Raw genomic sequence first — 11,065 nt, forward strand, 5'->3', positions numbered from 1 at the left:
GTGGGGGGCGGTCAGGGCGGCGGCGGCCTCGGCGGCCTTCATCTTGCGCGGCATGGTCGGGTCAGGCCTTGTCGGCGGCGCTCAGGCGCCAGATGGCGAAGGGCAGGGCATGCGGGTCGAGGCGGAGATGGCGGTGCGAGCCGTCCCAGACCTGCTCGCCGCCGGCCACCAGGTCCTCGGCCCGGAAGGGACCGCCCGGCGGCAGCTCGAAATGCGTCTCCAACGGCTGGTTGGGATCCATGCTGACGGCGACCAGCACCATGTTCTCGCCCCCTGGCGTCGATTTCACGTAGGTCAGGATGCCCTCGTGGTTGGAGCGCAGGAAGCGCGTGCCCAGATGCGTGTGCAGCGCCGGATTCTCCTGGCGGATGCGGTTCAGCAGGGTGATCTCGGGCACGATATTGCCCGGGCGGTCATAGTCCCAGACGCGGATCTGGTACTTCTCGCTGTCCAGGTATTCCTCCTTGCCCGGCGCCAGCGGCGTCGCCTCGCAGAGCTCGAAGCCGTTGTAGACGCCCCAGAGGCCGGAGAGCGTGGCGGCGAGGCCGGCGCGGATCAGGTGGCCGGGCCGGCCGCTGGTCTGCAGGAAGCCCGGGTTGATGTCCGGCGTGTTGACGAAGAAATGCGGGCGGAAGAAGTCGCTGACCGGCGCCTTGTTCAGCTCCTCCAGATACTCCCGCATCTCCCAGGCAGCATTGCGCCAGGTGAAGTAGGTGTAGCTCTGCGAGAAGCCGACCTTGGCCAGCCGGTACATCACCTTCGGCCGGGTGAAGGCCTCGGACAGGAAGACCGCGTCGGGGGCGCGGGCGCGCACCTCGCCGATCATCCATTCCCAGAAGGGCAGCGGCTTGGTGTGCGGGTTGTCGACGCGGAACAGGCGGATGCCGTGGCGCACCCAGAACAGCACCGAATCGCGCAGCGCCAGCCAGAGCGAGGGGATGGCGCCGGGCGCGTAGAACTCGACGTTGACGATGTCCTCGTATTTCTTCGGCGGGTTCTCGGCGTAGCGGATGCTGCCGTCGGGGCGCCAGTTGAACCATTCGGGATGCTCGCGCAGCCAGGGATGGTCGGGCGAGCACTGGATGGCGAAGTCCAGCGCCAGCTCCAGCCCGTGATCGGCGGCGGCCGCGATCAGCCGGCGGAAATCCTCGAAGGAGCCGAGCTCCGGATGCAGCGCCTCATGCCCGCCCTCGGCGCTGCCGATGGCATAGGGGCTGCCGGGATCCGTCTCGGAGGGGGTCAGCGTGTTGTTGCGGCCCTTGCGGTTCTTCTTGCCGATCGGGTGGATCGGCGGGAAGTAGAGCACGTCGAAGCCCATGTCGCGCACCCGCGGCAGGGTGCGGATGACGTCGTCGAAGGTGCCGTGTCGGTTCGCGTCGCCGCTCTGCGAGCGCGGGAAGACCTCGTACCAGGCGGAGAAGCCGGCGGCGCGGCGCTCGGCCTCCAGCGGATAGTCCTGGGTCTGCAGCCGGTGCGCCTTGGGATCGGCCTCGCGCATCAGCGCGCGCAGCGGGGCCGACAGGAAGTCCTCCACTGCCGCGGCGTCATCCAGGCCGGGCAGGCGGTCGATCAGCGCCTGCAGCTCGGCGCGGCGCTCCGGCGGCAGGGCGGGCAGGGCGGCCTCCAGATGCGCCAGCCCCTCGCGCCGCTCCAGCGCCACGGGCACGCCCGCCGCCTGCTTCTTGCCGATCTCGTCGCGGAACTCCTCGAAATGGTCGACCCAGGCCTCGACGGCATAGACATGGCGGCCGACCCGCTCGGGCAGGAAATGCGCCACCCAGATGTCATTGACCTTGTGCGCCATCGGCTCGGTGCGCCACTCGGCCTCGTCCGCCGGGCGCCAGAGCAGCTGCGCCGCCAGCTTGCCATGCCCGTCGGTGAAGATGTCGGCGGTGACCTCGACGGTCTGGCCCACCGCGCGCTTCACGGCGAAGCGGCCGTCATCCACCGCGGGCTTCACCGCCTCGATGGCGATGCGCGGCGCGCTGGTGGCGGCAGCGACGGCGCCGGCCTCGTCGGGCAGCGGCGCCTGCACGGCCGTGGCTTCCTGGATGGTCATGCAACGCACCTCTCCGGGGCCGAGCGCCAGCCCCCCTTGGTTCAGGCTCTGGGGCGGCAGCGCCCCCGGACGGTCCAGCAGCCCCAGCGCCTGGCCGGCCGAGAGCCGCGCCGGCCGCGCCAGCGAGGCATTGGCGATGATGATCGTCCGGTTGTTCGCGCCTTCGCGCAGCATCGCCAGTGGCGCCCCGGGCGCCGAGAGGCGGCGCGGCACGGCGGCGCTGCGCAGGAAGGGATCGGCGGCGCGGCGCTCGTTGGCGGCGCGGATCGCGGCGGTCAGGTCCAGCCGCGGCGACCGGGCCAGCGCGGCGAAATGCTCGGCCTGGCGGGCGCCGGCGCGGGCGCGGTGCACGGCGCCGAACTCGAAGCCCATCGGCACCAGCCAGGAGCGGCCGGTGGCGGCGGCGAAGTCCAGCGCCCGCCGCGCCGCGCGCAGCGCCGTCCGGCGGTCGGGGTGGCGCGCCGCCAGCCTCGCGCCGAAGGGTTCCTCCGGCGCCATCACCAGCGGCGCGATGGCCGCCAGCCGCGCGACCTCCTCTGGCCACCAGCCCGAGGAGAAATCCCACCAGGGCAGCGAGGGCGCAGCCAGGTCGAAGCCGGCGCCCCCCAGCCCGGCAGTGGCGGAGCCCGGCGTCCAGGCGATGAAGACCAGCCCCGGCTGCCGCTCACGCAGCGCGGCAATGCGGCGTGCGAGGAAGCCGGCGGGGGCGGCACCGGGATCCAGGCAGCGGAAGCCGGCGATGCCCGCCGCCGCCCATTCGGCCAGCCGCTCCTGCCACCACAGGCCGAGGCCTTCCGGCAGCGGGTTTGCCAGGCGCGCGGCGGCCTCCATCCCGGCCGGGCGGCGCGGGTCGGGCGGCAGGTCGGCCTGCGGCTGCTGCCATTCGCCGCGGGCCCGCAGCGGGGCCGCGTCGGCGGCCAGCCGCAGCGGCGCCCAGTCCAGCAGGGTGGCCAGGCCGGCGCCGCGCGCGGCTTCGGCGATGCGGCGCAGGGCGGGCAGTGCCTCGCCGCCGCCCAGCGCCTCGTGCAGCCGGGACGGGTCGCGCAGCAGCGGCGAGGCGGCCGCGGCGGTGGCGAAGGGAGGCGCCAGGCAGATCGCGTCGAAGCCCAGCCCGGCGATCCGCTCGAGCTGCGCCGGCCATCCGTCCAGCGGCCCGGCCGCCAGCGGGTTCAGGTGGTAGATGGCGTGCGGGGGAACGACGTCGGGCAAGGGGGACGGATCCTTTTCGCCAGATTTCTTTTCCCGGCGACAGCCCGCGCGGCTGGCCGATGAATCATGGCGGGCCGCTTCGGGCGGGATCGCCGCCTCGGAATGCAGCCCGCCGCCGGGGGAGGGAGTCTGCCGGGCCAACGCTGTGTTTTCGGCAAGGTTGCGTCCAATTCCCCCGGCTGTTCCCCCGATGCGTGCCGCGAAGGTTCCAAGCCTTTTGCGAGGAAGTGGCGACAGCGGCAACCGGACCATTCCGCACGCTTCCGTGCAGCTTGAGCGGAGCAAACTTTTCCGCGCAGGCGCGCGTTGGCGGGATGGAAGCCGTCACAGGGAAGGGGCCGCCATGCCACGCCACCACCAGACGCGGGCGCCCCGCGCCCGCGGCTGTCGACCGGGCATGCGCCCGTGCTGAGGCTGGTGCCGCGCCCCGCCGAGGCCCCGCCACCGGCCGCTGCCCTGATGGAGCCCGCCGGCCTGTCCGATCGCTACGCCGCGGTGCGTGGCCATACCGAGCAGCTGGCCGCGCCGCTGACCGAGGCGGATCAGTGCGTGCAGTCGATGCCGGATGCCAGCCCGACCAAATGGCACCGCGCCCATACCAGCTGGTTCTTCGAGACCTTCCTGCTGCGGCCGCATCTCGAGGGCTACCAGCCCTTCGACCCGCTCTTCGCCTATCTCTTCAACTCCTATTACGAGCAGGCGGGGCCGCGGCATGCCCGGGTGCATCGCGGGCTGCTGACCCGGCCCTCGGCCGCCGCCGTCGGCGACTACCGCGCCCATGTCGATGCCGGCATGGCGCGGCTGCTGGCGGGCGGGCTGGCGCCCGAGGTCGCTGGGCTCGTCGAGCTCGGCCTGCAACACGAGCAGCAGCACCAGGAGCTGCTGATCACCGACCTGCTGCACGCCTTCTCCTTCCATCCGATGAAGCCGGCGCTCGCCCCGGACTGGCAGGAGCCGCCGGCGCTGGGCGGGCGGATGCTGAAGCCGCTGGAAGGCGGCATCACCCGGATCGGCGCGCTGGAGACCGGCTTCGCCTTCGACAATGAGCGGCCCTGCCACGACGTGCTGGTGGCGCCCTTCCGCATCGCCGACGGGCTGGTGACCAATGCCGAATGGCTCGAGTTCATCGCCGATGGCGGCTACCGCCAGCCCTTGCTGTGGATGTCGGAAGGCTGGGGCGCCGCCCAGGCCGCCGGCTGGCAGACGCCGGAATACTGGCAGCGCGAGGCGGATGACGCGCCCTGGCAGCTCTTCACCCCGGGCGGGCTGAAGCCGCTCGATCCTGCCGCGCCGGTGCGCCATGTCAGCTGGTACGAGGCCGATGCCTTCGCCCGCTGGAGGGGCAAGCGCCTGCCGACCGAGGCCGAGTGGGAGACCGCGGCGCGGCGCGAGCAGCTCGCCGATGCCGGGCGCTTCGTCTGGGAATGGACCGGCTGCGCCTATCGTCCCTATCCGGGCTTCCGCACCGCCGAGGGCGCGGTCGGCGAGTACAACGGCAAGTTCATGATCAACACCATGGTGCTGCGCGGCGGCTCGCTGGCGACGCCGCCGGGCCATGCGCGGCTGACCTATCGCAACTTCTTTCATCCGGACAAGCGCTGGCAGTTCACCGGCCTGCGCCTGGCCGCGGAGGCCTGAGACCGATGCATCCGAAGCCCGACCTGGCCCGCGCCGCCACCAGCGCCTTCGACCCCGTCGTCGCGCAGACCGCGCTCGACGGGCTGACCGCCGCGCGCAAGACGCTGCCGCCGCATCTGCTCTACGACCCCGAGGGGTGCCGGCTGTTCGACGCCATCACCACCCTGCCGGAGTACTATGTCACCCGCACCGAGCTGGCGCTGCTGCGCCGCGTCGGGCCGGAGGTCGCGGCACTGATCGGCCCCGGCGCCTCGGTGATCGAATATGGCGCCGGCTCGGTGACCAAGGCGGCGCTGCTGCTGCAGGCGCTGGAAAGCCCGGCCGCCTATGCGCCGCTCGACATCGCCGAGGTCGCGGTCGAGGGCACTGTCGCTGCGATGCGCAAGCGCTTCCCGGCCATCGCGCTGCATCCGATCGTCGGCAACTTCATGGAGCCGATCGCGCTGCCCGACGTCCCGCAGCCGCTGCTCGGCTTCTTCCCCGGCTCGACCATCGGCAACCTGGACCGGCCGGCGGCGATCGCCTTCCTGACGGCGGTGCGGCAGAGCCTGGGGCAGGGGGCGCGCTTCCTGGTCGGCGTCGACCTGCCGAAGGATCCGGCGATCCTGGTGCCGGCCTATGACGACGCGGCCGGCGTCACCGCCGCCTTCAACATGAACCTGCTGCACCGGCTGAACCGCGAGGCGGCGGCGGAGTTCGACCTGGCCGGCTTCCGCCACGAGGCGCGCTGGAACGCGGCGCACAGCCGGATCGAGATGCATCTCTGCAGCCGCGGCGCGCAGTCGGTCTCGGTCGCCGGCCAGCCGATCCGCTTCGCCGCCGGCGAGACCATCCACACCGAGAGCAGCTACAAGCATGCCCGTGGCGCCTTCCTCGACATGGCGCGCGCCGCCGGCTGGGAGAGCGAGGCCTGCTGGACCGACGACGCGCAGCTCTTCTCGATGCACCTGCTGCGCTGAGCGCTGCCGGCCCAGCAGACGCGGCGCAAAGGAAAGGCCGGAGGGGTCGTCCCCTCCGGCCTTTCTCGTCCGCGCGACCGGCGCCGCGCTCAGTAGCGGCGCATGCTGCCGCGCAGCAGCCGGGCGGTCAGCACCGATACGGCGGTGACGGCGACGGCGGACAGGATCGGATTGGCGATCACCGGCTGGGTGAGGCGGTTGAAGCGGGCGATCAGCCCGCTGCCGGTGCTGGCGGCCGGCACCAGGTCGGTGCTCTCGCCCTCGTCCAGCATGGCGGCGTAGCGGTCGCGCGTCGCCCGCACCTGGCGATGCTGGCGCTGCAGCAGCTGGCGCGCCTCGGCCGGCAGCTGCTCGGCGTCCAGCGCCTCGTCGAAGGCGTCCTCGAGGGCCGCCTCGCCGCGCACCACCTCGCGCAGCACGCGGGCGCGGCCCTGGCCGAACAGGCTGCCCTTCAGGTCGAGGAAGACGCGGTGCGCGGCGCCCAGCGTGCTGCCGCCCTTGCGCGGCGCCTCGCCCTTCTGCCGCAGCAGGGCGTCGACCTCCTGCGCCATGCGCTCGCGCTTCTCGGCGAGCTCGGCGAATTCGATGCGCAGGAAGCGGTCCGAGGTCAGCCGGCGTCCCTGGTCGTAGCCGATGTGGCTGTCATGCAGATAGGCGCTGAGATGGCGCAGCGCCGCCGGCTCGATGCCATCGGCGGCGGCGACCAGAGTCTCAGGTGTGCTCATCTTGTTCATCCTTGCCTCCGTCCAGGCCGCGGCGGCGGGATGGCTCCCGCGGGCCGCGGCGTCTGGGGGGAACAACGCGCCAAGCCCGCGATCGTTCCCGGCCAGGCTGAGGTTCAGGCCAGGCTGAGGTTCAGGCCAGGCTGAGGTTCAGGCCAGGCTGAGGTTCAGGCCAGGCTGAGGTTCAGGGCAGGGCCGGACGTCAGGCCCGCTTCGCAGCCTTCGGCGCCGGTTTCGCCGCCTTGCCGGCCGGCTTGGCCTTGGTCTTGTCGGCCGCCGGCTTGCTGCCCGCCGTCTTGCCGGAAGCGCTCCTGGCGGCGGTCTTGCCGCCCGTCTTGCCACCCGTCTTGTCTGCGGCCTTGCCGGGCGCCCTGGCCGGCGCCGCCTTGCCGCCGCCCTTTAGGCTGCGGCGCAGCGCGGTCATCAGGTCGATGACATTGTCGTCGCGCGCTTCCTCAGGCTCCGGCTCGGGCTCCTGGCCCTCAGCCTTGGCGGCGATGACAGCGCGCAGCCGCGCCTCATAGCGGTCCTCGGCATCGGCGGGGTCGTAGTCGCCCTGCTTCTCCTCGACGATCTGCCGCGCCAGCTTCACCAGCGCCCGGTCCGGCTTCGTCGCGGGAATGTCGGAAAAGGCGTCGTCGGCGGCGTGCAGGTCGCCTTCCTCGAACAGCGTCTGCAACAGGATGCCGGGGCCCTCGGCGCGCAGCGCCACGGCGCGCTCGCGGCGGAACAGCACCAGGCGGGACAGCGCCACCAGCCCGCTCTCGGCCAGGGCCTGGCGGAGGACGGCATAGACCTCGGCCTCATCCTTGCCGTCGGGCACCAGGTAGTAGCCGGAATCGTAGTGCAGCGGCCCGATGGCGGCGGCGGGGACGCATTTCTGCACCACCAGGTTGCGGCTGGTCTCGACGCGGACCGCGTCGAAATCCTCCTCGCCCAGCAGCACGTACTCGCCCTTGTCGCGCTCATAGCCGCGCACCAGGTCGCCGCGCTCGACGGCGCGGTCGGTGCCGGCATCGACCGGCTGCATGCGCACCCGGTTGCCGGTCTTCGGATTGATCAGGTGGAAATGCAGGTTGTTGCGCTCGTGCCGCGCCGGCAGCAGCGCCACAGGGCAGGAGACCAGCGCCAGCCGCAAGGTGCCGCGCCAGACCGGACGGCGATCGCTCACCGCAGGCTCAGCGCTGGGTTTCGGGCGGCGGCTCCTGCCGCTCGGCCTTGCCGTAGCTGTTCTCGGGGTGCTGCTTGTTTGCGGTGGGCGGCACCGGGCGCGGCTCGGGGTCCTGGCGCGGCGGTGCCTCCGGTGGCGGGGGCGCGGGCGGCGGCGGCGGATTGGCCGGCTGCTCGGGGATGGTCGGCGGCGGCTGCGGCGTCTCGGGCGTCAGCGGCGCCGACTGGCGGGCCGCGTCGCTCTGGGCCCTGCTCTGGGCCGGCTGATGGTCGCGGCTGAGCGCTGTCATGGGCGAGATCTCCTCATGCGGCCGCGCCGGCGGCGCAACCTGGGTCAGGCGGCGACGGAGGCCAGCGGTGCGGGCGCGGGCTCGATCGCCTCGCACGGCACAGCGTCCGGGGCAGCGGCTGCCCGCGGTGCCATCAGCCGCGGGCGGGCGCCGCGATGCGAGGCGAGACGTTCCGCCAGGGCCAGGCGCAGCGCGTAGGATGGGCTGTCGGCGGGCGAGCGGCTGGTCAGCGCAACGTCGGAAATGGTCATGGGCGGGTTCCGCAAGGCACCGTGGCGGGCAGGAGAGGGCAGGGATCTGGCGGATGCCGGCGCCGACCGGCGCGCGGCCGGGACGGGCATCCGCCAGGAATTAGAGGCTTTCAGGCTTCAGCGCCGGGATTGGCCGCGCCATCGGCGGCATCGCCCTCGGCCCGCGGGCCGGCCTTGCTGTGGGTGGCCTGGCCGCCCTTGCGCCCGGCCTTGGCGGCGAGGCTGCGGTCGCGCGAGAAGGACCGGTCGGCCGCCTGCACCGCCTGGCCGCCCTTGCGACCGGCCTCGGCCGCGAGCGAAGGATCCTGGGCAAAGCTGCGCTTGGCCGCCGGCACGCTCTGGCCGCCCTTGGACGCGATGCTGCGCTGCTTGTCGGCGTCCATCGAGGCGAAGCCTTGCTTGCCGCCGCTGCGTGTCTGGCTCATCGGAAACATCCTTCCACAGGCCCGGAGGGGCTCATCGGGTTGAGAGGGCCCGCCACCGCGCGGAACGTTCCAATGGAGCGCGCCGCAAGGCCCAGGCTCCCCATCAACCGGTCGGCCACGGCCAAGTTCCGCCGCGGAGGATGACGGGGGCAAAAAACCGCAGGGCTCACGCATGCGTGCTCGGCCATGGCGGCGACCCCTAGCTGACGACGCGGGCGAGGATCAGCCCCAGCACCACCAGCACCAGCGAGGCCAGCAGGACCCAGCGCATATGGCCGAAGGTGACGCCCTGACGGACACGGTTGGTCTCGATCGGGCGCTCCGGCATCGGCACCTCGTGGTGGCCGGGCGGCGGCTCGATGGCGGATTCGCGCATCGGCTTGGTATCGGTATCGGCCATGGGCAGGGTTCCTCCTTCCCAGGGATTTCGGGATCAGCGAGGAAAAAGCCGGAGCGGCGCCGGAGTTGCACGCTGAGGCACCGATTTCCGGAACTCAGGCCCGGCTCGCGCGTTTTCCCACCAGTCAACCGGCCATCAGGAGGTTTCGATGTCCCAGGCCTCTGCTTCCCCCACTCCTCCCGGCGCCGCCGCGCCGACCGGCGCGCCGCTGATCGCCTCCGACCGCGTGGAGGGCACTGCCGTCTATGACGCCGCCGGCAACCGGCTTGGCGCGGTGGAGACGCTGATGATCGACAAGGCCTCGGGCCATGTCGAATATGCGGTGCTCTCCTTCGGCGGCTTCTTCGGCATCGGCAGCTCGCACTACCCGCTGCCCTGGTCGCGGCTGCATTACGACACGCGCATGGCCGGCTATGTCGTCGACGTCACCGAGGCGCAGCTGGCTGAGGCGCCCTCCTTCCCGCGCGACGAGACGGTGGACTGGTCCGACAGCGGCTGGGGCGAGCGGCTGCGCGGGCATTACGGCCCGACGCCCTACGGCTCCCGCGACGGTCTCTGAGCCATCCGCCAGGCGGCCGTGTTCGATGCGACATCGCATCGACCATGGCGTCGTGCCTGGAGGGGGTCGGGTTTCGGAGATCCTTGCTGGCGACAGCAGGATTGTGACGCCCAGCGGATCAGCCGCAGAGGCGGCGGCGCTCTTCCAGCGTGGTGCTGCGGTGGAAGCGCGGCGTCTCCTTGCTCTCGCCGGCATGCTCTTCCTCGAGCAGCGCGAAGAGGGCCGCCCGGGCGCGGTGCACCCGGCTCTTCACCGTGCCGACGGCACAGCCGAGGATGCGCGCGACATCCTCGTAGGGCATGCCGGAGCCGGCGACGAGCGCCAGGATCGAGCGGTGATCCTCCGGCAGGCTGTGGAAGATGCGCTGGAAATCGGTGAGCTCGAGCCCTTCGTCCTGCCGCGCCGAGACGGCGACGCGTTCCAGCGCGCTGTCGTCCATCTCCTGCGTCAGCTTCCGCTTGGCGACGAATTCGTTGAGGAAGCGGTTGCGCAGGATGGTGAAGGCCCAGGCCTTGAAATTGGTGCCCTGCTGGTAGCGATCCGCCGAGTTGAGCATGCGCAGCACGGCGTCCTGCACCAGGTCGTCGGCATCGTGACGGTTGCGCGTCAGCGACCGCGCATAGGCACGCAGATCCGGCAGGCAGCCGAGCAGCTCCGCCTCGATGGCGCGCACCTGGCGCGAGGGCAGCGGCTGAGTGCCGGCCGCCGATTCGCGGCCCGCATCACCAGTGGCGCCGTCGCTATCCGGCAGCGCAGCATCGTTCACGAATTCGTCGGACGTGGTGCCGCCATCGGTATCGGCCGCAGTGGCGAAGCCGGTCGCCATGTCACCGCCAGGAAGGCCTTTCGCATCCGGGTCGACCGCCGTCATGTCGATCCTCTGCATGATGGCCTGCGGTTCAGGGGCATTGTCGCGGGGCATTGCCGCGTAAACGCCATGGCAGGGAGGTGGTTGCTGAAGGGTTCAGGCGGGGGCGCAACGGCGGTGCGTCATGGTTCGAAGGCGCGCAGATGTTGCAACTGCACAAAAGCTCGGGACTCAGAGACGTGAACACAACACTAATATGCCCCGCGCGGACGCCTGATTGGCCTGCCGGTGGTCGGTGGGTGGCGCCCCGCGCATGACGGCCCCTTGCCGTCGCAGCAGGAGAATCCTCACATGTTCCTCGACCGTCCCGTCGCCGCCCAGAACGTCCCCGCCAGCAACACCGCGCGCGAGCTCGACGCGCGCTTCGACAACCTGGACGTCCGGCTGGAATCCGACAGCCGAAGCCTCTGGTGCACGATGCGGCCGCAGGGCCGTCCCAGCTACACCATGGAGCTGATGCAGGACGTGCATGCCATGCAGCACCACGTCACCAGCGCCTTCGCCGCCGCGGCGGC

General features: G+C 71.9%; 11 protein-coding genes and 1 pseudogene. 4 read left to right on the forward strand and 8 right to left on the reverse strand.

All coding sequences use genetic code 11. From position 1 onward, the window contains the following. Positions 1-61: 61 nt before the first annotated feature. Positions 62-3,268 carry an alpha-1,4-glucan--maltose-1-phosphate maltosyltransferase gene (locus BKE38_RS28975; protein ID WP_076960580.1) on the reverse strand — a complete coding sequence of 1,069 codons (3,207 nt, stop codon included), beginning with the start codon at positions 3,266-3,268 and terminating at the stop codon, positions 62-64. Positions 3,269-3,673: 405 nt separating this feature from the next. On the opposite strand from BKE38_RS28975, the gene egtB reads away from it, so the two are divergent. After that, positions 3,674-4,906, forward strand: a complete 1,233-nt coding sequence (gene egtB, locus BKE38_RS28980; protein WP_242662612.1) for an ergothioneine biosynthesis protein EgtB — start codon at positions 3,674-3,676, stop codon at positions 4,904-4,906. 5 nt (positions 4,907-4,911) lie between these two features. Next, a complete protein-coding gene (gene egtD / locus BKE38_RS28985) occupies positions 4,912-5,865 on the forward strand; it encodes an L-histidine N(alpha)-methyltransferase (RefSeq protein ID WP_076960581.1) in 954 nt (317 codons plus the stop codon). 89 nt (positions 5,866-5,954) lie between these two features. Here the strand turns inward: egtD and BKE38_RS28990 are convergent, their stop codons facing one another. The 6 genes from BKE38_RS28990 to BKE38_RS29015 form a co-directional block, all read right to left on the reverse strand. Then, entirely contained in the window at positions 5,955-6,590 is a 636-nt protein-coding gene (locus tag BKE38_RS28990; RefSeq protein WP_165694322.1) for a PA2169 family four-helix-bundle protein, read from the reverse strand. Positions 6,591-6,789: 199 nt separating this feature from the next. After that, positions 6,790-7,758: a non-homologous end joining protein Ku gene (ku, locus tag BKE38_RS28995; RefSeq protein WP_076960583.1), complete on the reverse strand. Its 969-nt coding sequence runs from the start codon at positions 7,756-7,758 to the stop codon at positions 6,790-6,792. A gap of 7 nt (positions 7,759-7,765) precedes the next feature. Beyond that, entirely contained in the window at positions 7,766-8,047 is a 282-nt protein-coding gene (locus BKE38_RS33025) for a hypothetical protein (RefSeq protein WP_076960584.1), read from the reverse strand. A 44-nt stretch (positions 8,048-8,091) separates the two neighbouring features. Beyond that, positions 8,092-8,298, reverse strand: a complete 207-nt coding sequence (locus tag BKE38_RS29005; RefSeq protein WP_076960585.1) for a hypothetical protein — start codon at positions 8,296-8,298, stop codon at positions 8,092-8,094. A gap of 110 nt (positions 8,299-8,408) precedes the next feature. Next, positions 8,409-8,723, reverse strand: a complete 315-nt coding sequence (locus BKE38_RS33030; protein ID WP_083747948.1) for a con-10 family general stress protein — start codon at positions 8,721-8,723, stop codon at positions 8,409-8,411. Between the two features lie 199 nt (positions 8,724-8,922). Then, positions 8,923-9,123 carry a hypothetical protein gene (locus BKE38_RS29015; RefSeq protein ID WP_076960587.1) on the reverse strand — a complete coding sequence of 67 codons (201 nt, stop codon included), beginning with the start codon at positions 9,121-9,123 and terminating at the stop codon, positions 8,923-8,925. Positions 9,124-9,271: 148 nt separating this feature from the next. Between BKE38_RS29015 and BKE38_RS29020 the strand changes: the two genes are divergently transcribed. Further along, positions 9,272-9,682 carry a PRC-barrel domain-containing protein gene (locus BKE38_RS29020; RefSeq protein ID WP_076960588.1) on the forward strand — a complete coding sequence of 137 codons (411 nt, stop codon included), beginning with the start codon at positions 9,272-9,274 and terminating at the stop codon, positions 9,680-9,682. A 118-nt stretch (positions 9,683-9,800) separates the two neighbouring features. Here the strand turns inward: BKE38_RS29020 and BKE38_RS29025 are convergent, their stop codons facing one another. Then, positions 9,801-10,568, reverse strand: coding sequence for a sigma-70 family RNA polymerase sigma factor (locus tag BKE38_RS29025; protein WP_242662613.1), 768 nt, complete (start codon positions 10,566-10,568; stop codon positions 9,801-9,803). Between the two features lie 273 nt (positions 10,569-10,841). Between BKE38_RS29025 and BKE38_RS29030 the strand changes: the two are divergent. Continuing rightward, positions 10,842-11,065 (forward strand): annotated as a pseudogene (locus tag BKE38_RS29030) (crotonase/enoyl-CoA hydratase family protein); the annotation flags it as partial.

The sequence above is a fragment of the Teichococcus deserti genome, from assembly GCF_001982615.1.
In the GTDB taxonomy this organism is placed as follows: Bacteria; Pseudomonadota; Alphaproteobacteria; order Acetobacterales; family Acetobacteraceae; genus Pseudoroseomonas; species Pseudoroseomonas deserti.